Source organism: Sphingomonas sp. TREG-RG-20F-R18-01 (assembly GCF_022662475.1).
Lineage (GTDB): Bacteria > Pseudomonadota > Alphaproteobacteria > Sphingomonadales > Sphingomonadaceae > Sphingomonas.
On the sequence record NZ_JAKNQQ010000002.1, the window covers coordinates 38,690 to 64,109 of the forward strand.

The 25,420-nt window shown below is 66.2% G+C and carries 23 protein-coding genes, 1 tRNA gene and 1 pseudogene; 15 read left to right on the plus strand and 10 right to left on the minus strand.

What is annotated here, in order from left to right:
- The first annotated feature begins 67 nt into the window (after positions 1-67).
- Positions 68-433, plus strand: a complete 366-nt coding sequence (locus L8K25_RS05680) for an SLC13 family permease (protein ID WP_277923530.1) — start codon at positions 68-70, stop codon at positions 431-433.
- A gap of 246 nt (positions 434-679) precedes the next feature.
- Here the strand turns inward: L8K25_RS05680 and L8K25_RS05685 are convergent, their stop codons facing one another.
- The gene (locus L8K25_RS05685) at positions 680-2,683 is read right to left on the minus strand and encodes a glycoside hydrolase family 97 protein (RefSeq protein WP_242137945.1); all 2,004 of its coding nucleotides are present in this window, start codon (positions 2,681-2,683) and stop codon (positions 680-682) included.
- Positions 2,684-2,868: 185 nt separating this feature from the next.
- Here L8K25_RS05685 and L8K25_RS05690 point away from each other — a divergent pair, with 185 nt between their 5' ends.
- Positions 2,869-4,155, plus strand: coding sequence for a mechanosensitive ion channel domain-containing protein (locus tag L8K25_RS05690; protein ID WP_242137946.1), 1,287 nt, complete (start codon positions 2,869-2,871; stop codon positions 4,153-4,155).
- A 7-nt stretch (positions 4,156-4,162) separates the two neighbouring features.
- On the opposite strand, the gene L8K25_RS05695 is transcribed toward L8K25_RS05690, so the two are convergent.
- Both L8K25_RS05695 and L8K25_RS05700 read right to left on the minus strand, forming a co-directional pair.
- Positions 4,163-5,374, minus strand: a complete 1,212-nt coding sequence (locus L8K25_RS05695) for a hypothetical protein (protein WP_242137947.1) — start codon at positions 5,372-5,374, stop codon at positions 4,163-4,165.
- A 15-nt stretch (positions 5,375-5,389) separates the two neighbouring features.
- A complete protein-coding gene (locus L8K25_RS05700; RefSeq protein WP_242137948.1) occupies positions 5,390-6,793 on the minus strand; it encodes a DUF2254 domain-containing protein in 1,404 nt (467 codons plus the stop codon).
- A gap of 268 nt (positions 6,794-7,061) precedes the next feature.
- Between L8K25_RS05700 and L8K25_RS05705 the strand changes: the two genes are divergently transcribed.
- The gene (locus tag L8K25_RS05705) at positions 7,062-8,624 is read left to right on the plus strand and encodes a DUF389 domain-containing protein (RefSeq protein ID WP_242137949.1); all 1,563 of its coding nucleotides are present in this window, start codon (positions 7,062-7,064) and stop codon (positions 8,622-8,624) included.
- On the plus strand, positions 8,621-9,901 hold the full coding sequence (locus tag L8K25_RS05710; protein ID WP_242137950.1) for a sodium:proton antiporter: 1,281 nt from the start codon (positions 8,621-8,623) through the stop codon (positions 9,899-9,901). The genes L8K25_RS05705 and L8K25_RS05710 overlap by 4 nt, the downstream gene beginning before the upstream one ends.
- Before the next feature lie 786 nt (positions 9,902-10,687).
- On the opposite strand, the gene L8K25_RS05715 is transcribed toward L8K25_RS05710, so the two are convergent.
- Positions 10,688-11,719, minus strand: coding sequence for a nitronate monooxygenase (locus L8K25_RS05715; protein ID WP_242137951.1), 1,032 nt, complete (start codon positions 11,717-11,719; stop codon positions 10,688-10,690).
- Between the two features lie 45 nt (positions 11,720-11,764).
- Here L8K25_RS05715 and L8K25_RS05720 point away from each other — a divergent pair, with 45 nt between their 5' ends.
- The 4 genes and pseudogenes from L8K25_RS05720 (at position 11,765) to L8K25_RS05735 (ending at position 15,298) form a co-directional block, all read left to right on the plus strand.
- Positions 11,765-12,181 carry a secondary thiamine-phosphate synthase enzyme YjbQ gene (locus L8K25_RS05720; protein ID WP_242137952.1) on the plus strand — a complete coding sequence of 139 codons (417 nt, stop codon included), beginning with the start codon at positions 11,765-11,767 and terminating at the stop codon, positions 12,179-12,181.
- 175 nt (positions 12,182-12,356) lie between these two features.
- Positions 12,357-13,214: pseudogene (locus L8K25_RS05725) on the plus strand (NAD(P)-dependent oxidoreductase); the annotation flags it as partial.
- A 334-nt stretch (positions 13,215-13,548) separates the two neighbouring features.
- Positions 13,549-14,589, plus strand: coding sequence for a hypothetical protein (locus tag L8K25_RS05730; RefSeq protein ID WP_242137954.1), 1,041 nt, complete (start codon positions 13,549-13,551; stop codon positions 14,587-14,589).
- A gap of 10 nt (positions 14,590-14,599) precedes the next feature.
- Complete coding sequence (locus L8K25_RS05735; RefSeq protein ID WP_242137955.1) at positions 14,600-15,298, plus strand: hypothetical protein; 699 nt, start codon at positions 14,600-14,602, stop codon at positions 15,296-15,298.
- Between the two features lie 35 nt (positions 15,299-15,333).
- Here the strand turns inward: L8K25_RS05735 and L8K25_RS05740 are convergent, their stop codons facing one another.
- Positions 15,334-16,593 (minus strand): aspartate kinase, encoded by a 1,260-nt coding sequence (locus tag L8K25_RS05740; RefSeq protein WP_242138707.1) that lies wholly within the window; start codon positions 16,591-16,593, stop codon positions 15,334-15,336.
- A gap of 66 nt (positions 16,594-16,659) precedes the next feature.
- Here L8K25_RS05740 and ubiG point away from each other — a divergent pair, with 66 nt between their 5' ends.
- A complete protein-coding gene (ubiG, locus tag L8K25_RS05745; protein WP_242137956.1) occupies positions 16,660-17,400 on the plus strand; it encodes a bifunctional 2-polyprenyl-6-hydroxyphenol methylase/3-demethylubiquinol 3-O-methyltransferase UbiG in 741 nt (246 codons plus the stop codon).
- Between the two features lie 225 nt (positions 17,401-17,625).
- Here the strand turns inward: ubiG and L8K25_RS05750 are convergent, their stop codons facing one another.
- Together L8K25_RS05750 and L8K25_RS05755 are read right to left on the minus strand one after the other, a co-directional pair.
- Positions 17,626-19,167: an ABC transporter permease/substrate-binding protein gene (locus tag L8K25_RS05750; protein WP_242137957.1), complete on the minus strand. Its 1,542-nt coding sequence runs from the start codon at positions 19,165-19,167 to the stop codon at positions 17,626-17,628.
- Entirely contained in the window at positions 19,164-19,952 is a 789-nt protein-coding gene (locus L8K25_RS05755; protein WP_242137958.1) for an ABC transporter ATP-binding protein, read from the minus strand. The genes L8K25_RS05750 and L8K25_RS05755 overlap by 4 nt, the downstream gene beginning before the upstream one ends.
- Positions 19,953-20,265: 313 nt before the next feature.
- Here L8K25_RS05755 and L8K25_RS05760 point away from each other — a divergent pair, with 313 nt between their 5' ends.
- Complete coding sequence (locus L8K25_RS05760) at positions 20,266-21,060, plus strand: SDR family oxidoreductase (RefSeq protein WP_242137959.1); 795 nt, start codon at positions 20,266-20,268, stop codon at positions 21,058-21,060.
- A gap of 7 nt (positions 21,061-21,067) precedes the next feature.
- On the opposite strand, the gene L8K25_RS05765 is transcribed toward L8K25_RS05760, so the two are convergent.
- A complete protein-coding gene (locus L8K25_RS05765; protein WP_242137960.1) occupies positions 21,068-21,361 on the minus strand; it encodes a 4a-hydroxytetrahydrobiopterin dehydratase in 294 nt (97 codons plus the stop codon).
- Between the two features lie 50 nt (positions 21,362-21,411).
- Here L8K25_RS05765 and L8K25_RS05770 point away from each other — a divergent pair, with 50 nt between their 5' ends.
- The 3 genes from L8K25_RS05770 to L8K25_RS05780 are packed head-to-tail and all read left to right on the plus strand — an operon-like array spanning position 21,412 to position 23,038.
- Positions 21,412-21,819 (plus strand): metallopeptidase family protein, encoded by a 408-nt coding sequence (locus L8K25_RS05770; RefSeq protein ID WP_242137961.1) that lies wholly within the window; start codon positions 21,412-21,414, stop codon positions 21,817-21,819.
- Positions 21,816-22,409 carry a heme ABC exporter ATP-binding protein CcmA gene (gene ccmA / locus L8K25_RS05775; protein ID WP_242137962.1) on the plus strand — a complete coding sequence of 198 codons (594 nt, stop codon included), beginning with the start codon at positions 21,816-21,818 and terminating at the stop codon, positions 22,407-22,409. Before L8K25_RS05770 ends, ccmA begins: the two co-directional genes overlap by 4 nt.
- The gene (locus L8K25_RS05780) at positions 22,403-23,038 is read left to right on the plus strand and encodes a heme exporter protein CcmB (protein WP_242137963.1); all 636 of its coding nucleotides are present in this window, start codon (positions 22,403-22,405) and stop codon (positions 23,036-23,038) included. Before ccmA ends, L8K25_RS05780 begins: the two co-directional genes overlap by 7 nt.
- 47 nt (positions 23,039-23,085) lie before the next feature.
- On the opposite strand, the gene L8K25_RS05785 is transcribed toward L8K25_RS05780, so the two are convergent.
- A tRNA-Gln gene (locus L8K25_RS05785) sits at positions 23,086-23,159 on the minus strand.
- 183 nt (positions 23,160-23,342) lie between these two features.
- Here L8K25_RS05785 and L8K25_RS05790 point away from each other — a divergent pair.
- Both L8K25_RS05790 and L8K25_RS05795 read left to right on the plus strand, forming a co-directional pair.
- Positions 23,343-24,452, plus strand: coding sequence for a Ppx/GppA phosphatase family protein (locus L8K25_RS05790; protein ID WP_242137964.1), 1,110 nt, complete (start codon positions 23,343-23,345; stop codon positions 24,450-24,452).
- Complete coding sequence (locus L8K25_RS05795) at positions 24,449-25,132, plus strand: RlmE family RNA methyltransferase (protein ID WP_242137965.1); 684 nt, start codon at positions 24,449-24,451, stop codon at positions 25,130-25,132. Before L8K25_RS05790 ends, L8K25_RS05795 begins: the two co-directional genes overlap by 4 nt.
- Positions 25,133-25,135: 3 nt before the next feature.
- Here L8K25_RS05795 and L8K25_RS05800 read toward each other — a convergent pair whose 3' ends face one another.
- A complete protein-coding gene (locus tag L8K25_RS05800; protein WP_242137966.1) occupies positions 25,136-25,408 on the minus strand; it encodes a GNAT family N-acetyltransferase in 273 nt (90 codons plus the stop codon).
- Positions 25,409-25,420 lie beyond the last annotated feature (12 nt).

The window sequence follows — 25,420 nt, forward strand, 5'->3', positions numbered from 1 at the left end:
ACGGCAGCGTGCATGTACTGCAGTATCTCAGCTTCACAAGGCGGTTCATTAAAATGGTGCCACCGAGCTGTTCGCGCATGCGCTCGTCGGGCTGCTGCTCGGCGTACCGGCCTTGCTTGGGCTCGGTGTTATCATGATCGCGGCAATGGCGTGCGCGCCATTCTTGCACAATGGGCCGACGGTGCTGGTACTCGGCCCGATCGCGGTCGGCGTAGCGCGCGGGCTGCACCTCAACCCCGATCCGTTCCTGATGGCGGTGGCGACGGGTGCGGGTTGCCATTTCCTCACCCCAATCGACCACCGGTGCAACACCTTGGTGATGTGCCCGGGCGGGTATAAATTCGGGGACTATTGGCGGCTGGGACTGCCTCTTTCATTGCTGATAATCGTGGCCGGGGCGCCCCTCATCGATTTTGTCTGGCCGCTCCGATAACATCGCCGATTCGCCCTCCGATCCCGTGGAGCTGGCCGCGTGTCTTACGGAGCGATCGCCCGGTCGTTCGTTGGTCCTGTAATGACCTATCGCAGAACGCGCCCTCGAAGCTCGTAGCGGAAGGCTGCAAACGATCTCTAATCCGATTGCGAGAGCGTATTGGTTGCAGCGTTGTTCATGCCAATGCGGTATCCAAGCCGGCGGAGCGGTGCAACGCTCAGGCGAGGGTCGCCCCGCTTACCCGCGTCATCGTACCGGTCGAAACCGCAGCGCCGCACCGCCATTGGCATGGGCATCGAGAATCAAACTGCCCGACCGCGAGCGCACCGCCCCTTCGCGTCGGTCGATGGAGGTGTAGACCGTGCCGTCGGTCCAGCTATCGACGTGCCAACGCCCCTTGCCGAGGAAGGAGAGCGGGATCGCCAGATGCCGCGGATGCTCGTCGGTCAGCACGCCAACGAACCAGTCGCTCCCCTTGCGCCGCGCAACGATGATAGAGTTGCCGAAGGTGCCTCCCAAAGCGCGCGTCTCGTCCCACGCGGCGGGCACAAGCTTAAGGAAATCCGCGCCGGGGACCGGGCGGTGTGCGGCATCCTCATAGGCCGAGGGCGCATCGGCCAGCATCATGAACGGACTGGGATAGACCACGAACAGCGCGAGCTGCTGCGCCCGCGTCGTCATCACCATCGGTCCGATCGAGCGTTCCTGGAACTGTGCCGGCGGAACGTTGCGGAAGCCGCCCGGCGTATAGTCCATCGGGCCGACGATCGCGCGGGTGTAGGCGGTGCGAACATTGTAGCCGGACGTCACCTTGGTCGACCAGCGATTGTATTCGAGCCCCATCACCCCTTCTTGGGTCAGGAAATTGGGATAGGTGCGCGCCAGCCCGCGCGGAACCATCGCGGCGTGCAGATCGACCATTAGATGATGCTTGGCCGCTTCGCTGAGCAAGCGATGGTAGAAAGCAACGATTTCCTGATCCTGGCGATAAATGAAATCGACCTTGATCCCGGCGATTCCGAGCCGTTCGTAGAGCGGCAGCGCCTGCGCCATTTGCTTGTCGAGCGTCAGCCAATTGACCCACAGCCACACCTTCACGTGCCGCGCGCGCGCATAGCGCACCAGTTCGGGAATATGCACACCGACTGCGTTGCGTGTGATATTGGCATTGGGCAGATCGACGCTTTCGCCCGGCGGACGCCACGCCCACCCCTTGTCGATCATCATATAGGGCAGGCCAAACCGGCCGGCGAAATCGATATAGACCTTGTAGGTTGCGTCGTTATGCCCAGCATGCGGGACGCTGGGAGCGAGCGATCCCGACCACCAGTCCCACGCCGCCTTGCCTGGCCTGACCCAGTCAGCGTCGGCGACGCGCGAGGGGCTGGCAAGATCATCGACCAGCGTCGAGGCGATCAGATCTTCAGGCCGGTCTGCCAGCATCACTACGCGCCACGGAGTCACGACCGCGCCGTGGGCTATTGTCACCGGCGGCGCTTTCGGCTTGGCCGGGTTTGGCGTCAGCCGCAGTCGTACGCCGTTTTTGTCTCCGTTTCCCGCGAAATAGGCGGCTGCGAAATTCTCGAGCCCGCTTTCGGTCAGCGCCAGCGTTTCGCCGCCGCGGCCGGTGCGGCATACCAAAGGCAGGTCATAAAGGCCACTGTGGGCCAGCGCGCTCGCCTTGATCGGCGTATAGCCGCCTTCATGGCTGTTCTTCATCTCGTAATGCCGCACGGCGAGACAAGCCCGGTCCTGCGGAAACACGAACTGCGTGCGATCGGCTGCGACCGCGATCTGGTCGATGCCGGCCTGCCGCGGGACGACGATCCGCACTGCAGCGCCCTGGTCGCTCACCCGCGCTTCGAGGTTGAAGCGCCGCACCGGCGCTTGGCGGCTTTGCACGTGCATCGTCATCGTCATGAAATGCGAGACCACGGGCGTAGCCCGACCGGGCATCGCATAGCGCTCGTCACGCTTTCCATGATCGACCGCAGTGATCACTAGGTGGTCGAAGCGCACGGCGGTGCCACGCTCGGTCATGTCGAGCGCGAGCGTCGAGGGCGCGATTACGTCGCGGCCGTCGCGGCGAACGCGGAACAATGGGCTGCCGTCATGGGCCAATCCGATTTCGAGCGAAATCCGCGCATTGGGTGAAAGGACAATGCGCGAGCTAACAATCGGCGGCTTCGTGCAACCGGCCAGCGATACGGCAGTCAGGAGCGCGCAACCCGCCCATAAACGGATCGCCAACACGTCCTCCTTAGTCAAATCTGTAGCGGCGCTACGCGATCACACGACGCTTGACGAGTGGGCGCACGATAGATCGATCGCCACGTCAGCCTCACAAGTGTATCCGAACGGCAAAGCCTGTGCGACGAGTGCGCTCACGGCATCGGGGCTCATCTCGGTCGAGCGCTATGGAACAGGAAGCTGCGATGGACTGGCATACGTGGCTCGCAAATGCCGGCGTCACCATACCGAATTCGCCCGATGTGGAGTCGCTCGTTGTTGCCGTCGTGCTGATCGCGGGTGCGGTCGCGATCGGCTGGTTCGCCGGGCACCGCGCCGCGCCTTCAGTTGCTGTTCGACTGAAACGCCTCGGCGGTCGCGCCGCGGTCTTTCCGGAAACATTTGTCGCCTCGGTCATCCAATATAGCGTGATCGCGCTGCTACTGTTGATCGTTGGCAATTCGGCTGCGCTCAGCCCCCTCGCATTGATGCTGCTGGCAGTGGCGCTCGGGATTGCGGTGGCGCGCCTCGTCCATCGCGTCGCCCGCGCCGCGGGTTTGGGCAAGAGCACGGCTACCATCGTGGCGATCGTAGCGTTGGTCGCGACCACTGCGGCGACGCTTGGCGGAATGCAGCCGCTGATCCACGGACTCGACGGGATCGGCATCACGATCGGCAAGCATCGTATCTCGCTGCTCGCGGTGATCAACGCGATCGTCATTGTTGCGGTGCTCTACGTCGTCGCCAAGGCAGCGAACCATGTGCTGGTCCATCTGATCGGCCGTACCAGCAGCCTCGACCTTTCACAGCGCGCGCTGGTGCAGAAACTCGCCGGGATCGGCGTGGTCGTCGTGGCTGTGCTGCTCGGGATCGACTTGCTCGGCATCGACCTGACCGCGCTCACCGTCTTCTCCGGCGCCGCTGGCCTCGCGATCGGGTTCGGCCTGCAAAAGACCTTCGGCAATCTGATCGCCGGGCTGATCCTGCTGATGGATCGCTCGATCAAGCCCGGCGACGTGATCGTCGTCGGCGACACGTTCGGATCGGTTGGCAAGATCGGCGTGCGCGCGGTGTCGGTCGTAACGCGCGACGGCAAGGAGCACCTCATCCCGAACGAGCAATTGATGACCGACGCGGTAGAGAACTGGTCCTATTCGGACCGAAACGTGCGGATCCATATCCCGGTGGGCGTCGCCTATGGCTGCGATCTGGCGCTGGCGCAGAAGCTCATGATCGAAGCAGCCGCCGGCGCGGTGCGCGTGCTCGACACGCCAAAGCCTTCTGTCTGGCTAAAGGCGTTTGGTGACAGCTCGGTCGACCACGATATCCTCGTGTGGATCGCCGACCCGGAACTGGGGGTCGGCAATGTCAGGTCCGACATCCTCAACCGCCTGTGGCGGCTGTTTGCGGACAACGATGTCGAGCTTCCTTTCCCGCAGCGTGATATCCACGTCCGCTCGATGCCTACGCCGCCTGCGCCGACCGGGAACTGAGCGCTCATCAGCCTTCGGCAGGCGCTCCGGCCAAAGCCGCGACGAGGCAAACTATCCCGACTATCAAGAAGCCGACGCGCGCGAGTGTACCGCCCGCCCCCGTTCGCCACGAAACCCACAGCGCGAGCACCGCCTGCATCGCGTAGAACAGCGCGAACGCGCGCGATGAAAGCGCGATCACCGAGAACGGATCGGTCAGCCACACCACCGCAATCGACAGCGCGCTGGCGGTGATGAACGCCTCGCGTACCCCGAGCTTGCGGCGCGAGACTTCGACCATCAAGCCGCCCGAACCGATCGAATCCGCGATCGCCGCGCTCAATTGGCTCGACACCGCGCCGATCAGCACGAAAATGCCGAGCGCCGGCGCGACCAACTCCATGATGTCGAGGATCCCCGCCACGCCCTCTGCGTGCTGCGCCTGACTCAGAAACGGGGTGAGCAAAGCGAGAAACGCAAGGTAGATCGCCGAGGACAGCCACTGTGCATAGCGCATCGTCTTGACGCGCGTTGCCTGGTCATAACTGTCGCCCATGTAACGCGACGTCTCGAACCCCTGTACCGTAATCAGCAGCCCGAGCAGCATCGGTATTCCGCTCCATGACAGCCGCGTCGGCGGGAGATCGAGCGGTGCGCCAGTCCGCGTCGCCCACCACACGCCCAGCCCGGCGAGCAAGCCCGCGATGATGCCGAGTTTGACCGAGACACTGGCATGCGCGGCATGTTCGATCTTGCGAATGTCGCCCGAGAAGGTGAGCGTGGTAAGCAGGAGGATGATGACAGTCACGACGATATTGGCGACCAAGCCGTGCCATTCGGCCGTGATCCCGAGCGGCTTCATTGTGAATTCGGCGAGCAGCTTGAGATAATAGGCGACCGACACCGCATAGGCGATCGCGAGCATCACCTGTGCCGCGCGCATCGCCCAGGCCATCGGATCGTTAAGCGACAGCTTGGGCGCGATGTTCTCGACATGGATGATATTGAAGCGGATCACCGCGCCGACCGCATAAGCGATCGCGAGCAACGCGGCCATGGCGAGGATCGCGGCCGAGCCGAACTCTCGGGCGAGCAGCGGCCCGCAGATCAGGAAGCCCGACCCGATGATCGAAGCAAGCGGCGTCACCGTCGCGCGCCAGGCGGTCGATTTGGCGAACCGACTGAACGTCAGCAGCGTCGTGACCGCGACAGCGGCGAGAATGGCAATAGCAACGATCATGCGGTCATGGCCTCGTCATGCAGTCCCGCCGAGCCAGGCGGCACTATCGCGCAGGCGGCGCTTATAGACGGGTTCGCGCAGTGCATGGCGCAATTCGTCGGCACGCTGCTTGACCCGTTCGAGATTAAACCCGCCGAGTGCCTTTTCGGCGAGCACTTCCAGCTTGTCGGCATAACCCGAGATCAGCGCAAGTCGGTCGGGATCGTCACAGTCGAGCGACACTTCGCCGAGCGCGCGGATGAAGCGCAACGCCGCGACCATGTCGGCCGCGCTGTATTGCGCCAGCGCCCCGAACGATCGATCCATGAAGCCGTCAAATGTCTCGGGATGCGCGATCACGCGCAACATGCCATCATCGTCGACGCGCAGATGCGATGGAAGTTCGCGCCCGGCCATGTCCGACAGCGCAGCACCGAGCCAATCCATGCAGGTGACCGCGGTGAACGGATCGTTGACCCCGGGCGAAAGCGCGCGCGCGGCGATCTCGACCAGTTCGTCGATCAGGAAGCGCAGATCCTGCAGGGCCGATCGCCGCGAACTGACCGAGAAGGCATCGCGAATGACACGCGCGGCTTCGTCATCGCAGCGCTCGGGCGGCCATGCTTCGACCAGCGTACGGCCGACATGGGTGAAGTCGCCTGGCTGATATTGCAGCCGCAGCACCAGATCATGCCTGCGCGCCTGGTCGATAAGCGTGTCGCCGTCGATCAGCTCGATATAGCTGGTGCGCTTGGCGGCGATCAGCATCCGCTGGTTAGCCTCCTCGCTGCTTGCATCCTTGCCGAAGGTAGCGGGAATGCGCGCCTCCCCCGCGCCGTGCGCGAGCGGCTTGCCGATGAAGCGCGGAAAGCGATGGCCGATCTCGAGGATCAGCCGTTCGCCGATGTCCTCGATCACGCTGTTGATGTGAATCTTGCTGGGGACATGGTGGATGAAGAAGATCAGCACCGCGATCGAGCAGATCGCCAGCGCGACTGCAACCAGCAATGCAATATTGGGCACGAAACTGTACCCGCCGCTCTCGTTGGCCGAGCGGATCGTGCGTAACACGACCAGACAATAGAGGAAGGTCGCGATGAAGGTGCCAAGCGTGACCTGATTGCCGCGGTCGCGCATGAAATTGGTTAGCAGCCGCGGGCCATATTGCCCCGAAGCATAAACCACCGCGGCGATCGTCACCGAAAACACCGTACCCGCCACGGTGATCATCGAGCCGCCTATCGACGACAGCATCTGCCGCGCGCCATTGGGATGCGCGGCATAGAGCCAGCTGACGTGCTGCATCCAGGCCGAGCCCGCATAGCCGTCGAGTGCGATCATGGCCATCGCCAGCACAACTGCGGCAAACGCCATGATCGTCGGCACGAACCAATAGCTCGCGCTGAGTTTGTCGCCCACGCGCAGAAACCAGCTTTTCATGAGTCGCCGCGAGTCATTCGGGTACCCCGAACCGCTCGCTCGGCGCCGGATCGCATTTCATGATCTGTCTTTCGTTCGGGGAAGAGGCGCGTCCGGGCCGCACTCGAACCCATCGCAAAATAAAACCTCACTACCACTATCGTTCCGTATAGCTATTGGCGCGGTCTTTATCACCTCCGCCGAGTTCTGCGTAAACAGGCGTAGCCGGTCCGCATGTGGCCTGCCGTCGTGCCATGCTGAGTGATTGCCTGTCCGGAGATGTTTCGAAATGCCCGATTCCCCGTCGACCGGAGCTGCCGAGCGGGCGGCGAGCCCTCGCCTCGACCATTTCGCGCTGTACCGCTGGTGGCGGGCGACAGTGGTCGCGCCAATCGATCACGAGCGCGTCGTCGCCCGTATCGTCGAGGAGAGCGGCTGGTCCAACCGCTATGCCTTCATGACGCTGATGTCGGCGGGTATCGCCGTGCTGGGGCTGTTGCTGTCGTCGCCAGCCGTCGTGATCGGCGCAATGCTGATTTCGCCGTTGATGAATCCAATCTTGGGGCTGGGCTTCAGCCTGGCGCTGTTTGATTTTCGCGAAATGCGGCGGTCGCTGACCGCGCTGGTGATCGGTGCCGTGGCCGCGGTCGCGTTCACCGCGCTGATCGTCCTGGCCTCGCCGCTCAAGGCGCCGACTGCCGAGATCCTTGCACGTACGCGTCCCAACCTGTTCGATTTGCTCGTCGCTCTGTTCGCCGCGCTCGCTGGCACCTTCGCGATCATTCGCGGCCGCGGCGAGACGATCGTCGGCGTTGCCATTGCCACGGCGCTGATGCCGCCGCTCGCGGTGGTCGGTTACGGACTTGCTACCGGCAATATGGCGGTCCTGGGGGGCGCGCTCGCGCTGTTCGCGACCAACTTCCTGACAATCGCGCTCGCGTCGACGGCGATGGCGCGTTTTTACGGCTTCGGCCATTATCTCTCGGGCACGCAGAGTTGGGCGCAAACGATCGTGCTGGCGTTCGTATTCGTCGCAATGGGCATCCCGCTCGCGATTTCGCTCGGCCGGATCGCGCGCGAGACCGTGATCGCGACGCAGATCCGCTCGTTCCTCAACACCTCCTTCGGTGCCAGCGCGCGCGTGACGCAGCTCGACATTGATTTCGACCGCACTCCGATCGTCGTGCGCTCTGTGGTGATCGCCCCGCGCACCAACGCGAAGAGTAGTCCCGCGATGCAAGCGGACCTCGCCAAGCGCCTCGACCAGCCGGTCAAGCTTCAGCTCGATCAGGTACTGCTCGATCCGTCGGCGGGGGCGCTCGAGACCCAGCGCGCCGAATTGCGACAGGCGTCCGACAGCGCCGCCGCCGAAGACGCCGAGGCGGTGCGCGTCGTCGGTCTCGTGGCGCTCGCTGCCGGCGTCCCCAATGACGGTGTGACGCTCGACCGCGACCATCACCGAGCGGCCGCCACCGCCGTGCCGCTGCCCGGCGCGGGCCCCGATGCCTTCCGCGTGCTCGAGCAACGCGCATCGCTTGCCGCGCAAGGCTGGCAAATCACGATCGTCCCGCCGCTGGGCCAGCTCCCCGCGGTCCGCTTCGCCGACAATGTCGATACGCTCGATCCGGCCGCACGCGATGCGGTATTACTCTCGATCTGGGAAGCGAGGCGCTGGAACATCGCCGAGCTCGCCGTGCCAGGACTCCCCGACGGCGCCAAGCCGCCCGCCAAACCCAAGCTCAATGCTCGCCGCGCGCTCGCCATTGCGACGCTACTGCGCGCCAATGGCATGCGCGCCGTCCCCGCCCCCGCGGCAGGCCAAATCGTCACCCTGAAAGCGGCCAGCCAATGAGTGCCCTCGCGATCACTCCGTTCGACGCCGCCGCGATTCTGATCGTGCTGGCCGCCACCCTCGGCTATCTCAACCGGCGCTTCCTCAAGCTGCCGCAGTCGATCGCACTGACCGTGATGGGCGCGATCGCCTCGCTCATCGTTGTCGGGCTCGATCGGCTACTGCCGGCCAGCGCAGTCAGTCACGATATCGTGCGCTTCATCGCTGGAATCGATTTTCACACCACGCTGATGGATGGGATGCTGTCGTTCCTGCTCTTCGCCGGCGCGCTCCACGTCGACTGGAGCGAGATGCGGCGCGGGCGCTTGCCGATCGTGATCCTCAGCACGATTGGCGTGATCCTCTCGACCGTCATCATCGGCCTCGGTTTTCAACTGATCGCCGGCTGGCTCGGCATCGCCATTCCGATCGCCTGGTGCCTGGTGTTCGGCGCGCTGATCAGCCCGACCGATCCGGTCGCGGTGATGGGGATCATGAAGGAAGCCGCCGTCCCGCCGACGCTGCAGGCAACGGTCGCGGGCGAAAGCCTGTTCAACGACGGGGTCGGCGTGGTGGTGTTCGCGATCATCCTGGCAGCGGCGCTGAGCGGGCAGCCGCTGTCGGTGCCGGCCGCGGCCGAACTGTTCGCCGTGGAGGCGGGCGGCGGCATCCTGCTCGGCCTTGCGACCGGCTGGCTCGCCTACCGCGCGATGCATTCTATCGATGATTACAAGGTCGAGGTGATGATCAGCCTGGCGGTGGTGATGGGCGGCTATGCGCTCGCCAGCCAACTCCATGTCAGTGGCCCGGTCGCGATGGCGGTCGCCGGCCTCATTATCGGCAACCAGGGCGTCGCGCATGCGATGAGCGACACGACGCGCGATTACCTACTCAAATTCTGGGCGCTGATCGACGATATCCTCAACGCGGTGCTGTTCCTGTTGATCGGGCTCGAGGTGGTGACGATTCCCGCAGACGGCCGGCTGATCGTGCTCGGCCTCGCATCGATCCCACTTGTGCTCCTCGCGCGCGGCATTTCGGTGGTGGGGCCTCTTGCCGTGATGCGGCCGTTCCTGTCGCTCGGCAAGTTGGCGCCGATCACGCTGATCTGGGGCGGCTTGCGCGGCGGCATCTCGGTCGCGCTGGCGCTCGGCCTGCCCGAGGGCAAGGCGCGCGCCTTCGCGCTCGCGGCGACCTATGTCGTTGTTCTGTTCTCAGTGATCGTCCAGGGCGGCACGATCGAACGCGTGATCCGCTGGCGCTCGGGCCCGTCGCCCCCCCCGGGTGGAGACGCATGACCCCGGCCCTGCTCAGCGCGCTGATCCTAGTCGGCGCGTTGATCCTGTTCGTCTCGGAAAAAGTGCGGCACGATCTCGTCGCGCTGATCGCCTTGTTCGCGCGTTGCTGACCGTCCGTTCCGATAAGCGCGATCGGCAGCTTCGGTCAGACCCGGACGTTCAGCGAAGCAGATATGAACGACTAGCTTTGGTCGAAGGCGGTCATTTCTCGGCGACTGGAAGGTCGATCTTTACCGCGCGGGTCTGAATAGGCGTTACTAAGAACACAACCGCGCTTACCAAACCGACGATCCCCCACCCATACCTTCGCGCGCGCAGGTCAATCACGGCTTTGACTAAGCAGTAGATGGCGGCGGCCAGGGCCGCGATGTTCCAAACGACGAAAGTCCACATAGGACCAAGCTATCGCGGCCCGGTAAGGTCGGCAATGTCGACATCTGGGCATCAGCCGACCGGCCGCTCGTTGCCGCGGCAGTGACGCAAAACGCCTACCCTTGGCATCCACCCATTCCCCCGTCCGACGCCCCCCATGCTGAAGCCGGTCGGCCCGCACCGACGCCCTGCGACGCCCCGTCGGGTCGCCGCGCTGTCCTACAAACCCTATTTCCGCTATACCCCGATCCCGCTCTTTGAACCGTCCGGCCCCGCAACGATCGACCCAGCAAACCGCGCGCCGCGCAGCGGTTTGCGCCTAACCTTAGGCTAACCTTCCGATCGTCAGGCACTGCCCCCGCCAACGGCAAGAGTGTCTTTTTTTACAATACTTTTCCGCACCTTATCGCGCGCTTACGCCGCGCGCAACGCCAGCGCCGCCGCCGCTTCGTCCATCAGGCTCGCGATGATCTCGGCGGCGGGTTCTTCCTTCGTCACCATGCCGACCGACTGGCCCGCCATCACGCTGCCATGCTCGACATCGCCGTCGATCACCGCGCGACGCAAGGCGCCCGCCCAATAATGCTCGATCTGCAGCTGCGCCTCGAGCATCGCGACCTTGCCCTCGTCCAGCGACAGCGCGACTTCGCGCTGCTTGGCGGTGAACAGCTCCGCCCCCGCATTCTTGAGCGCGCGCACCGGAATGACGGGCAAGCGCGAGTCGAGCTGGACGCTCGCCACCGCATCGCGCGCCGAGGCGCGGAGGAACGCCTTCTTGAAATTGGCGTGCGCGATGCTCTCGGTCGCGCAGACGAAGCGCGTGCCGAGCTGGACGCCCGCAGCACCCATGTCGAGATACGCCGCGATCGCCTCGCCGCGCCCGATCCCGCCCGCGACGAACACCGGCACCTTGTCCGCGACTTCGGGCAGGATTTCCTGCGCGAGCACGCTGGTCGACACCGGGCCGATATGCCCGCCCGCTTCCATCCCCTCGACGACGAGCGCGTCGACGCCGCTGCGGATCAGCTTCTTGGCAAGGCTCAGCGCGGGCGCGAAGCAGATCAGTTTCGCGCCGTCCGCCTTGATCTTGTCGATCGACCCCGCCGGCGGCAGTCCGCCGGCGAGCACGACATGCCCGACCTGATGCCGCGTGCACACGTCGATCAGGTCGAACAGCCCCGGGTGCATGGTGATGAGGTTCACCCCGAACGGCTTGGTCGTAAGCAACTTGGTCGCGGCGATCTCGCGGTCGAGCAGTTCGGGGGTCATCGCGCCGCACGCGATCAGCCCGAAGCCGCCCGCGTTCGAGATCGCGGCGACGAGGTTGCGTTCGGACACCCACGACATCGCGCCGCAGACGATCGCGACCTCGCTGCCGAGGAACGCCGCGCCACGCGCCATGCGGCGCTGAAGGCGCTCGGCGCCGATCGAGGAGGTCTGGTTCATGGGACTGGCCTAGCCTTGGCCGGGGGTTTCGGGCAAGCCCCGCGCATGAGACAAGAAATCGGTGAACTCAGCTTCGATACGCCCGGCCAGGGGCTGCACGACTGCACGCGCGCGGTGAACCGCTGGGTGGCGGCGACCGGGATCACCACCGGGCTGCTGACCGTGTTCGTCCGGCACACCTCGGCCTCGCTGCTGATCCAGGAAAACGCCGCCCCCGCCGCGCGCCGCGACGTGGAACGCTATTTCGCCAGGATCGCGCCGGAAGACGCGGGCTACGAGCATGACGACGAAGGCGCGGACGACATGCCCGCGCACCTGCGCGCCGCGCTGACCGCGACGAGCCTGTCGATCCCGGTCGCGGGTGGCGAGCCCGTGCTCGGCACCTGGCAGGGGCTCTATCTGTTCGAGCATCGCCGCAGCGCGCATCGCAGGCTGATCGCGGTACACCTGATCGGCGAATGAGAACCGTCCGCGTCACCCCGGCGCCGCCATGTTTGCGCGCGCAACGCCAGTCCTCATCATAACATGGCGGCCCCGGCCTGCGCCGGGGTGACGGAACCGTTGCCCGTAGCGCGCACCCCGCTGGGAACTTAAGCCCGTCCGATACGCTACGCCCGAAACCTCTCATCGCTGGAGCACCACCATGGAAATCGGATTCGTCGGCCTCGGCCTGATGGGCAGCGCGATGGCGGCCAACCTCGCCAAGGCCGGGCACCGCGTCGTCGCGTGGAACCGCTCGCCGGTGAAGCCCGAGGATGCGCCCGGCGTGACGATCGGCACGCTCGACGACGTGCTGCGCAGCGCGGTCGTCTTCACGATGCTGTCGGAAGACGCGGTGATCCGCAGCGTGCTGCTCGATTCGGGCGCGCTCGACAGCGTGAAACATGACCTGATCCATGTCGTCGCATCGACGATCTCGGTCGCCTTCTCGAAGGAGCTCGCCGCCGATCATGCGCGCCGCGGGATCGGCTATGTCGCCGCCCCCGTCTTCGGCCGCCCCGATGCCGCCGCCGCCGCGCAGCTCAACGTCGTCGTCGCGGGCGACGAAGCCGCGGTCGCACAGGTCCAGCCGCTGCTCGCGGTGCTGTCGGCCAAGGTCTGGCCGCTCGGCACCGACCCGAGCAGCGCCAACGCCGCCAAGATCGCGGGCAACATGATGATCACCATGGCGATCGAGGCGATGGGCGAAGCCTTCGCGCTGGTCGGCGACAATGGCGTCGACAAGGCCGCGTTCCTCGCGCTGATGACCGGCACGCTGTTCGGGTCGAAGGCGTATCAGAATTACGGGCCGAAGATCGTGAGCGAGGATTTCACCCCGGGCTTCCGGATGAAGCTGGGCCTCAAGGACCTGCGGCTCGCGACCGAGCTGGCGGACGCGGCGAACGTCACGCTTCCCGTGCTGGATGCGATCCGCACGCGGATGGCGGACGCGGTCGAGGACGGCATGGCGGACCAGGACTGGTCGGCGGTTGCCGCACGGCCGTTCTCCCGCTGAACGGGGCGCGGCGCTCAGGCCTTTCATCGCATGCTCGCGGGCTATCGCAACCGTTCCGGCACGATTGGCCGGGGTGGATCGACGATTGCACCGATTCGGCTTCGACTCCAGGACAGCCCTGTTTGATTGCCTGATAGAGAGTTGTTGAGGTCTCCGGCCGGCGCGATCCGTCGCTCCATCTGTGCCGTGACGTGGTTACGGTCCGTTCCGAGCCCTCGTGTTGAAGCGCATCCGTTCGCACCCTGTCGTCACGCGCCCCGTGTGCGTGCAGCGAGCCGCCCGACCCATTCGGGCGCCGGCCTGTTCCGCGTCTTCCACGCTCCCGGAGGATATCATGACAACGAATTACACAATCTACCTGGTCAACCAGATGAACTATCAACAGAATTTCTGGCTGTTCCTGACGCCCCCGCAGGAACTGGCCGGCGACCCGACCGTCTACGCCAATTCGAGCGTCTCCCTGGCCATCGACCCGAACGATCCCTCGACCAATTCCTTCACGGTACCGGTGCAATATGTCGTCGCAGCGGGTGCCAGCAACAACGCGGTCGGGCTGAACGTACAGATCAATTCGACGATCTCCCAGGACAGCGACCTGACCCAGACCTGGGATGCCGTTTATGCCAACGTGCCGCCGAACAAGGGCCCCAAGCTGACGCTGGACGCTGCCGCTGCCCCCGCCAATACGATCAAGATATCGACCAACCCCTTCGATCAGGCCAGCAACGAAGCGCTGAACTGGTATGCGAGCCAGTCGTTTGGTATCCAGACGATGGCCGGGTTCATCGGCATGACGTGGTCGCCGACGCCAAACCAGAGCCGTACGCTGACCCCCCAACTGAAGTTCTATGTCAGTGCCGGGACCTACGGTGAATCGACGCTGGCCGACTGGACGCAGGTCAGCAACGACGCTGCGCAACTCTCCGTGCCGTCCTCGTTCAGCAATTTTGCAGCTACGGTGACGCTGCTCAACAACGGAACTTGGAGCGTCACCCCCGGCAAGCCGACCAGCCTCGCGCTGCTCGACGACCTGTCGCTGCTCACGTCTGCGCGCATTCGGGAACTCACCGCCGTAGCCTATCTGTCCGACGGAACCGTTCAGCAAGACCTCGTCACGGCCGTGACTTGGCCTCCTATGAGCGCGAATCCCGCTGTCGCGGAAGATGCGATCCTGAGCGGCACGATCACGGTGCTGACGGCACTCGCCGCCGGATTCCTCTACTTCACGATGAGCGGCGTTACCTTCAACGTCACCAGCAGTACCGATGGCGCAACCAGCGTCAATTTTACCTATAACGGAGCGCTGTCCGCGCAAGCGGTCAAGGATATCGTCGTAGCGGGCGCAAACGCGATCTTTCATTCGCAAAAGCCATAAGCGGCGGACGATGGACACGACGGCGGGCTCGGATGCGACGGGCCAGCCGTTCGCCATCACGCCGGCCGACCGGGCAGATGCCCGCCGCCGCTTTCCGCCAGTAACCGCGACGTCGACGTTCGCGGCTACTGGCGGAACGTCGGTGACCACCGTCGAGATCGTCGCGGAGGTGGACTATGCGATCCCGCTCGTCGCAACCTTCGCCGCCGCGAGCCCCATCCCGCAGTCAGGGCAGCAGATGGTCGCGGCGCTGCAGACCGTCGACACCAAGGTCTATATCGATTTCAACCGGGATCTGCCGCTGTGGTGGTTCGCCGCCGCCTACAAGACGGGGGAAATCGCGGCGAACACCGCGACCTACGTCTATACCAGCGATGCCGACGTGTTCAGTCTCGCGCTTACCCCGTCGATCACCCTCACCCACGACAGCGCCGGCTGGAAGATGCCGGTCTATGACGGGACGCAATATGCCGTGACCATCGGTTTCGGGCTTGGCACCAGCCTGGTCTTCTTCGCCTATGCCGTGCCCGCCAGCCCCAATGCCACCGTGTTGGTCAACGCGGGCGGCTATGTGCTTGCTCAGTCCAGCGGCACGCAGACGATCGGCGACCCCGTCACCAACAGCCAGACGGCGTGGTCGATGCCGCTTGGTGACACATATCTACTGACCTTCGACTCCACCGGCACGGGTACGCTGACGACGACCTGAGCCTTTCCCCCTCGCGCCACCGCAGGCCGCACGCTTCAGGCCGCATCCTCCGCATCCAGCCCGTAGGCCGTGTGCAGCACGCGCACCGCAAGCTCGGTGTAATCCTCCTCGATCAGCACCGAGACCTTGATCTCGCTGGTCGAGATCGCCTGGATGTTGATCCCGCGCTCGCCGAGCGTCGAGAACATCGTCGAGGCGACACCCGCATGGCTGCGCATTCCGACGCCGACGACCGAGATCTTGGCGACGCGCGTGTCGTGCACCAGCTCGCTGAAGCCGATTTCGCCACGCCCCTGGTTGAGCACCTCGATCGACCGCGCGAGGTCGGCGGCGGGCACGGTGAAGGTCACGTCGGTCGATCCCGCCGCATGCGCGATGTTCTGGATGATCATGTCGACGTTGATGTTCGCCCTGGCGAGCGGCGCGAAGATCGCCGCCACCGCGCCGGGCTTGTCGGGCACCGCGATCAGCGTGATCTTGGCCTCGTTCTTGTCGTGCGCGATGCCGGTGATGAGCTGGCGTTCCATATCGTCGATCTCCTCTTCGCCCACGATCATCGTGCCGGGTAATGTATCCGCCATCGGTGCGTCCTCGCCGGTGAAGGACGACAGAACCTGGACGCGGACGCCTTCCTTCATCGCAAGGCCGACCGAGCGGGTCTGCAACACCTTCGCGCCGACGCTGGCGAGTTCCAGCATCTCCTCATAGGTGACCTTCTTGAGTTTGCGCGCGCGCGGCACGATCCGCGGGTCGGTGGTGTAGACGCCGTCGACGTCGGTGTAGATGTCGCAGCGGTCCGCCTTCATCGCCGCCGCCATTGCGACGGCCGATGTATCCGATCCGCCCCGCCCGAGCGTGGTGACCCGGCCGTCGGCGTCGACGCCCTGGAATCCCGGGATCACCGCAACTTCGCCCGCGGCGAGGCTCGCGTCGAGCGCGGCCATGTCGATATGCTCGATCCGTGCCGACGCGTGCGCGTCCGACGTCGCGATCGGCAATTGCCAGCCGAGCCAGCTCCGCGCGGGCACGCCCGCCGCCTGGAGCGCGATCGCGAGCAACCCGCTGGTGATCTGTTCGCCCGCCGAGACAACGACGTCATATTCGCGCGCATCGTACAGCGACGACGCCTCGCGGCAGAAGCCGACCAGCCGGTCGGTCTCGCCCGCCATCGCCGAGACGACGACCGCGACCTGGTTGCCCGCCGTGACTTCGCGTTTCACCCGCGCGGCGACCGAGCGGATCCGCTCGATCCCGGCCATCGAGGTGCCGCCGAATTTCATCACGATACGTGCCATGGTCCGGGTCACGAAGTCCTTGGGGTGGGGCTTGGGGTATTGGGGTGGTCCTGATAGAAAGCGGGTATGAATAGCGCAACCGTAACGTCTGTAACCACTATCGACCCGGCCGAGGCCAAACACTTCGGCGCGATGGCGGCCGAGTGGTGGGATCCCAAGGGCTCGTCCGCGATGCTCCACCGGCTCAACCCGGTGCGGCTGGGATATCTGCGCACGCAGATCGACACGCAGTGGCATGGCGACGAGACGGGGTTCACGCCCCTCGCCGGCAAGCGCGCGCTCGATGTCGGGTGCGGCGCGGGGCTGCTGTGCGAACCGCTCGCACGGCTGGGCGCGGACGTCACCGGGCTCGATGCGGCGGCGGAGAATATCGCGGCGGCGCAGATCCATGCGGCCGCGTCGGGGCTTTCGATCGACTATCGCACCGGCAGCGTCGAGGATCTCGCCGATGCGACCTATGATCTCGTCACCAGCCTGGAGGTGATCGAACATGTCACCGATCCGGCGGGGTTCGTCACGGGCCTCGCGCGCGCGCTTGCGCCGGGCGGACTGCTGGTGCTGTCGACGCCGAACCGGACCGCGCTGTCACGGCTCGCGCTGATCACTTTCGCCGAGGGGAGCGGTACGATCCCGCGCGGGACGCACGACTGGAACAAGTTTTTGACGCCGGACGAGCTGACCCCATTGGTCGAGGCGGCGGGCTTGCGCGTGATCGACGTGCGCGGGCTGGCGTTTTCGGTCGCCAAGGGATTCGTGTTGAGCGACGATACCGGGCTCGATTATTTCGTGACGGCGGTGCGCGACTGAGGGGGACGCGCTTTCGTGTTCCTCCTGGCGGCACCACCCCGGCGAAGGCCGGGGCCCAATAGAGGGACGGTAGCGGCGGCTGCTGCGCTTCAACAACGCGGACATTTCGCTTGGGCCCCGGCCTTCGTCGGGGTGGTACCCTAGACTAGCGTGATGATCCGGCATTCCCGCCTGCGGTGAATTGCGCGTCACCGCCAGCAGCACCCGCACCCCACCGTGAGCAAATTACCGCGCCACCCCGATCGTCCGCCCCAGCCACCGCGCCGCCGCCTCCGGCGACGCCTTGGCGTCATCGCGGTCCACCTGGTAATTCGCCGTGCGCATCGCGTCGACCGACACGCGCCCGATCAACGGCTGCACCGCCGCGAGGAACTTCGCGTCGTGCGCATGTGCCTTGCCCACCAGCACGATCGCATCATACCCCGGGATCGCCCCGCGCGGATCGCTCAGCACGGTCAGGTGCTGCGCCGCGATCCGCCCGTCGGAGGAAAACGCCGAAATCACGTCCGCCTGCCCGCTCTCCAGCGCGCGATACATGAAACTCGGGCTATACGCGTGCGCGCTGCCGAAACGGATCGGATAGGCGCGCTGGATCGCGGCCCACTCGGGGCGTTCGAGGAACTCGAGGTCCGCCCCGAACGTCAACCCCGGCGCCGCGCGCACCAGATCATCGAGCGACACCAGCCCGCGTTCCCGCGCCGCATTCCCCCGCATCGCAAAGGCGTAGGCATTCTCGAACCCCAATGACCCGAGCACCTTCACGCCCGATGTCCGCGCGCTCCACGCACCGATCGCCGACACCATCGCCGTGCGCTTCGGCGTGTCGCGGCGCTTCATCTCGTTGGTCCAGATCGTGCCCGCATAATCGACGTAGATATCGATCGCGCCCGAGCTGACCGCGCCATAGATTACCGCCGAGCCGAGCCCGTCGCGATACCGGACCTTGTAGCCGGCCTGCTCGAGCCGATCGCCGATCAGCCGCGCGAGGATATATTGCTCCGAAAAGTTCTTCGCGCCGATCGTGACGACGCTCCCGCTGGTCGGCCACAGCGGCGCGAGCGCAAGCAGCACCCCCGCGATCAGCACGCCCCCCGCCCCCAGCGCGACCCCGCGCCGCCGCCGCGCGATCGACCGCTCGATCAGCCCGAGCAGCGCATCCACCGCAAGCGCCAGCGCCGCCGCGCTGAAACACCCGGCGAGCACCAAGGCCCAGTTCTGCGTCTGGAGTCCGGCGAAGATCATGTCGCCGAGGCTTGGCTGGCCGACCGTGGTCGACAGCGTCGCCGCGCCGATCGTCCACACCGCCGCGGTCCGGATTCCCGCCATCAGCACGGGGGCTACGAGCGGGGCCTCGACCAGCCGCAGTTTCTGCCACGCCGTCATCCCGACGCCATCCGCCGCCTCGATCACGGCGGGGTCGATCCCCGCGAGCCCGGTGACGCCATTGCGCAGGATCGGCAGCACCGCATACAGCGACAGCGCGAGCAGCGACGGCAGGAACCCCAGCGCGGGGATGCCGCCGCCGACGAGCCCCGACAGGAACAGCAGCAGCGGGTAGAACAACGCGAGCAGCGCGAGACTCGGGATCGTCTGGATCAGGCTCGCGATGCCGAGCGTCCAGCGCGCGACGGCTGGCGACCGCGCCGACCAGATCGCAAGCGGCAGGCTGATCGCGAGCCCGAGGATCAGCGCGGCGGCGGACAGCAGCAGATGCGCCGCGAGCAGATCGGGCACGCGCGTCATCGCCTCGAGGAACGGGCCGGTCATGCCGCTTCGCCCGCCAGTGCGCGCATCCGCTGCGCCTGATCGCGCGGTACCGCGACCAGCGCCTGCGCGACCGGCCCGCCCGCGCCTTCGAGCAACGCGCGCGGCGTTTCGTCCGCGGCGATCCGGCCTGCATCCATCACCAGCACGCGATCGGCGAGGATCAGCGCCTCCGCCATGTCGTGCGTCACCATGATCGTGGTGAGCCTGAGCCGGTCGTGCAGCGCGCGGATCGCATGCCCCAACTGGTCGCGCGTCACCGGGTCGAGCGCGCCGAACGGTTCGTCCATCAGCATCAGCCCCGGCGCGGTCGCGAGCGCGCGCGCGACACCGACCCGCTGGCGCTGCCCGCCCGACAAGGCATCGGGGAGCCGCGTGGCAACCGCGCGAGGCAGATCGACCAGGTCGAGCAACGCGCCGACGCGGTCCGCATCGTGGCCGTCGCCGCCCGCCAGCCGCAACCCGATCGCGATGTTCTCGGCGACCGTCATATGCGGGAATAAACCAATGTTTTGAAAGACATAACCGATTTTCCGCCGCAGCACCGGCGCGGGCTCGTCCGCAACGTTTGCGCCAGCGATGCGTGTGCAACCTTCGCTTGGTTCGATCAGCCGGTTGATCATCTTGAGCAACGTCGATTTGCCCGACCCCGAGCTGCCGACCAAGGCGACGAAGCTGCCGCCCGCGATCTCGACCGAGACGCGATCGACCGCCACGGTCCCGCCGGAATAGCGTTTGGAGACGGCGTCGAACGCGACGGTCGGGCCGGAAGGGGGGGATTGCACCATTGCGATGCTTGTGCGGGACGGTTCAGCGGGCGTCAAACCCGTTGCGGGCCATGCGTAAACTTCCCCTTCCCCGGCGAAGGCGGGGGCCCAGCAGCGAAGGTCGATGTAATCCGGGCGCAGCACCCGATAATAACCCGGCCCGCTCTTGGGCCTCGGCCTTCGCCGGGGAAGCGAAGGAGGAACATCCCTAACCGCCCCCGCAAACCGCGTACCGACCCGGGCTTGTCCCCGGGCCCGCCATGCCGCAGACTCTCCGCCATAGCCCGTGCGGCCCGGTTCAGCGGGACACGTCGGGCATACAAAGGGGAATGGGATGCAAAAGGCGATCTTCATCACCGGCGGCGGCTCGGGCATCGGGCAGGCGACGGCAAAGCTGTTCGCCGGCAAGGGCTGGCGCGTCGGGCTCGCCGACGTCAACCGGCAGGGCCTCGCCGACACCGCCGCGCTGCTCCCGCCGGACATGGCCGAAACCTATGTCATGGACGTGCGCGACCGCGACGCTTGGGTCGCGAGCCTCGACGCATTCGTCGCGACCACCGGGGGGCGGCTCGACGTGCTGTTCAACAATGCGGGGATCGGCACGGGCGGGCCGATCGCCGAGATGCGCTTCGAGGATCTCGACCGGGTCGTCGCGATCAACCTCGTCGGCGTGCTCAACGGCGCGAAGATCGGCTACGCCTATCTCGCGCGGACGCAAGGGTCGTGCCTGCTCAACACCGCGTCCGCCTCGGCGATCTACGGGTCGTCCGGGCTGCCGGTCTACTCCGCGACCAAGTTCGGCGTCCGCGCGCTGACCGAGGCGCTCGACGGCGAATGGTACGCCGCGGGCGTGAAGGTGCGCGACATCGTCCCGAGCTTCATCGACACCCCGTTGCTCCATGCGCCCGCGGGCAACAGCAACCAGTCGATCCGCGACGTCGTGACCGGCGCGGGGCTCGAACTGACCGGGGTCGACCAGGTCGCGCAGGCGGCGTGGGATGCGGTGCATGGCAACCGCGTCCACACCTATGTCGGCAAGACCGCGGACCGCATGGCGTTCGCCGCACGCTGGTTGCCGGGGCGCCTGCGCAAGATGATGCGCCGGGGGATCGCGGCGGATCCGGGCTGACGCGCGGTCAGGCGACCAGCGCCTCGATCGCCTCCGCCATCGCGACGTCCTTGTGCGACAATCCGCCCGCGTCATGCGTGGTCAGCGCGATGTCGACGCGGTTCCACACGTTCGACCATTCGGGATGATGATCCGCCTTCTCCGCCAGCAACGCCACCCGCGTCATGAACGCGAACGCCTCGCTGAAATCGGCGAAGGTGAAGCGCCGCGTGATCGCATCGCGCGATTCGTCATAATCCCATTCGTCGAGCCCATCGAGCGCGGCGGCCCGGTCTTCGTCGTTCAGCGGCTCCACGGTCACTCATGCTCTCCTGCTGGCGCCAAGCGCGCCGTCGCCGTATGGCTTACCGCATGGAGCAGACCGATCAACTCCCGCCCGACGCAGCGATGATCGAAGCGATCGCGCGCGCGACGATCGCCGGACTTCCGCCGGCGTTCCGCGCCCATCTCGGCGACGTGGTGCTGAGCGTCGAGGAGTTCGCCGACGACGCAACGCTCGACGCGCTGGGGATCGAGGATCCGTTCGACCTGTCGGGGGTCTATCACGGCCGCCCGATCGGCGAAAAATCGTCGATGGATACAGCCACCCTCCCCGATCGAATCCATTTGTATCGCCGCCCGATCCTCGACGAATGGGTCGACACCGGGGTCGGGCTCGCCGAGCTGGTCGCGCATGTCACGATCCATGAGATCGGGCATCATTTCGGCCTGTCCGATGCCGACATGCATGCGCTCGAAGAGTCGGCCGCGCCCCGGTGAGCGACGCAGACGTGCTCGCTTTCTCGGGCGTCACCTGCGTGCGGGGCGGGCGGGTGCTGTTCGAATCGCTGTCCTTCACGCTCGCGCCCGGCGGGGCCGGGCTGGTCCGCGGGCCAAATGGCGTCGGCAAGTCGAGCCTGCTCCGCATCGCCGGCGGGCTGCTGCGGCCCGCTGACGGAACGGTCGCGCATCCCCCGACGCGTGCGCTGATGGCGGAGGCGCACGCGCTCGACCCTGCACGACGGCTGATCGACGCGCTCGCCTTCTGGGCGTCGCTCGATCCCGATCCCGGCGCACCGCGCGACCGTGCGGCGCGCGCGCTCGCAGCGGTTGATCTGGCGAACCTCGTCGAAGTCCCGGTGCGCCTGCTCTCGACCGGCCAACGTCGCCGTGCCGCACTTGCGCGGGTGGTGGCGAGCGGCGCGGCGTTGTGGTTGCTCGATGAACCCGCCAACGGGCTCGACACCGCAAGTGTCGGACTGCTCGAAACGCTGATCGCGACCCACCGCGCGAGCGGCGGGATCGCGCTGGTCGCGACGCATATGCCGCTCGCCCTGCCCGATGCGCAGCCGATCGCGCTCGCATGCTGACGTTGATCGCGCGCGACCTGCGGATCGGCTGGGCGAGCGGCGGGATCGTCAATGCGCTTGCCTTCTTCCTGCTTGTCACGATCCTGTTCCCGTTCGCGGTCGGACCGGACACCGCATTGCTCGCGCGGATCGGTGGCGGGGTGATCTGGGCCGCCGCTCTCCTTGCCGCGCTGATGCCGGTCGAGCGGCTGGTCGGCCCGGATGCCGAAAGCAGCGTGCTCGATCAGCTGGCGTTGCGCGGGGTCAGTCTCTCGGCGGTGGCGGCGGCCAAGATCGTCGCGCACTGGCTCGGCTTCGGGCCGCCGCTGATGCTTGCCGCGGTGATCGCGGCGGGGCTGCTGGGGTTGCCCGGCGCGACGCTCGGCACGGTCGAACTCGGGTTGCTGATCGGCACGCCCGGGCTGGCCGCGCTCGCGGTCGCGACCGCCGCGCTGGTAACGGGACTGCGCGGGGCCGGCTCCATCGCAGGGCTGGTCATGTTGCCGCTTGCCGTCCCGCTGCTGATCTTCGGCGCGGGGTCGATCGATGGCGGGATGGGCGCGATCAAGCTGCTCGGCGCGGTGAGCCTGTTGCTGCTCGCCGGCGCACCGTTCGTCGCAGGCGCCGCGATGCGCGCGGGCATGGAGTGATCCTCGTACGGGAACCGGATCGAGACCGTGGATTTCAAGGGATTGGCTGGATGCCCCGTGAGGATTCGAACCTCAATAGGCGGTATCAGAAACCGCAGTCTTACCATTAGACGACGGGGCAGCAGCAGGGCCGCGATTTAGGCGGGGCATTCGCGGCTGTCAACAGATCTGCGCAACGACGCATGGCGCGTGTTTCGCATCGCTTGCTGCAACGGCCCCGCTGCGCTAGCGTTGAACCAAGCACCGAACGACGCGCGAACCCGCGTGTCGCGACGGCAGAACAGAATAAGCGAGTTTTAACGGCATGGGGGACGTTCCGCCCGATATGCCGGTCCGGCAGGCCCGCCCTGCCCGTTCGGCGCCGACCCACGGCCGAGAGGTTCGTGGCAAACCGGCCAACGCCAGGAAGCCAGGAGGCAAGTCCGCGAACCCCGTTGCGCGGGGGCGCGATTCGCGGCATTTCGCCGCGCTCGATCTCGGCACCAACAATTGTCGGTTGCTGATCGCGCGTCCGCAAGGCGATGGCTTTGCGGTGGTCGATGCCTTTTCGCGAATTGTCCGGCTGGGTGAGGGCCTCGCCAAATCGGGGCGGCTGAGCGACGCCGCGATCGAGCGCACGATCGTCGCCCTCAAGATCTGCGCCGAAAAGCTGAAACGGCGCAACGTGACGCTGTCGCGCGCGGTCGCGACCGAGGCATGTCGCCGCGCGGTCAACGGCGCGGATTTCATCGCGCGGGCCTACGCCGAAACCGGCATCCTGCTCGACATCATCACCGCGGAGGAAGAAGCCCGGCTCGCCGTGCTGGGCTGCCACGCGCTGATCGAACCCGGCGAGGATCCGGCGCTGGTGTTCGACATCGGCGGCGGGTCGACCGAACTGGTCCTGGTGGACACCAAGGGCGAAACCCCGCGCGTGCTCGACTGGCACAGCGCGCCCTGGGGGGTCGTCTCCCTGACCGAAAGCGCGGGCCACGGACCGCCGGGCGCAGATGGCGGCGCCGACGGGCGGGCGGCGGCCTATGCGCGGATGCGCGCACTGGTCACCGACAGCATGGCGGCGTTCGCCGCGCGCCTGCCCCGCGGGATCGCGGTGCCCCGGCTCCTGGGAACGTCGGGCACGGTAACCACGCTGGCGAGCGTCTACCTCGGGCTGACGCATTATGATCGTTCGCAGGTCGACGGGCTGATCGTCCCCGCCGCCGCGATGCGCCGGATCAGCCTGGATCTGGCCGGTAAGGATTTGCAGCAACGGGCACAGCTGCCGTGCATCGGCACCGAGCGCGCCGACCTCGTCGTTGCGGGATGCGCGATCCTCGAGACGATTCTCGACCTGTGGCCCGCCGAACGGCTGGGCATCGCCGATCGCGGCATTCGCGAGGGCATTTTGCGCCGATTGATGGAGAGTTCTTCGTGAGCAGAGACGGCGGCGGACTCCGGGTCCGCGTCAAGACCGCGCGCAAGCGTACCGCGCAATCCACGCGCTGGCTCGAACGCCAGCTGAACGACCCCTACGTCAAGCGCGCGAAAGCCGACGGTTTCCGCAGTCGCGCTGCGTACAAATTGTCCGAGCTCGACGAGCGGTTCGATTTCCTCAAGGGCAAGCGCCACGTCGTCGATCTCGGACTGGCTCCTGGCGGCTGGGCGCAGGTCGTGCGGCGCCAGGTGCCCAAGGCGGCGATTGTCGGAATCGATCTCCTCCCGGTCGATCCCATCGAGGGAGTCGAGATCCTTCAGCTCGATTTCATGGACGATGTCGCGCCCGAGCGGCTGATGGCGGCACTTGGCGGCGCGCCCGATCTTGTGCTGTCGGACATGGCGGCGAATACCGTCGGGCATCCCCAGACCGATGCGCTCCGCACCATGGGTCTGGTCGAGGCGGCGCTCGACTTCGCGATCGACGTGCTCCAGCCGGGCGGCGCGTTCGTCGGCAAGGTGTTTGCAGGCGGCGCGGACACTGCGCTGGTTGCGGAAATGAAGCGTAACTTCACCACCGTGAAGCACGCAAAGCCCCCCGCCAGCCGCAAGGCGTCATCGGAATGGTACGTCGTGGCGCAGGGGTTCAAGGGCCGCAAGACGAGCGAGACCGCCGACTGACGCTCAGCCGAGCAGCGCGCGATACTCCGGGTGCTTCTCAATATAGGCGGTGACGAACGGACATTGCGAGACGACCTTCAGCCCGCGGTCGCGCGCCGAATCGAGCGCGGCGCGAATCAGCTTGGAGGCGACCCCACGGCCTTCGATCGCCTTGGGGACGATCGTATGGGTGAAGACGATCGTGTCGTCCTCCCGCTGATAGGCCGCGACCGCGCGCTGGCCCGATACGATCAGTTCGAATTCGGCCTCGGCCTTGTTGTCGGTAACGCGTTCCATGGTGCCGCGTTT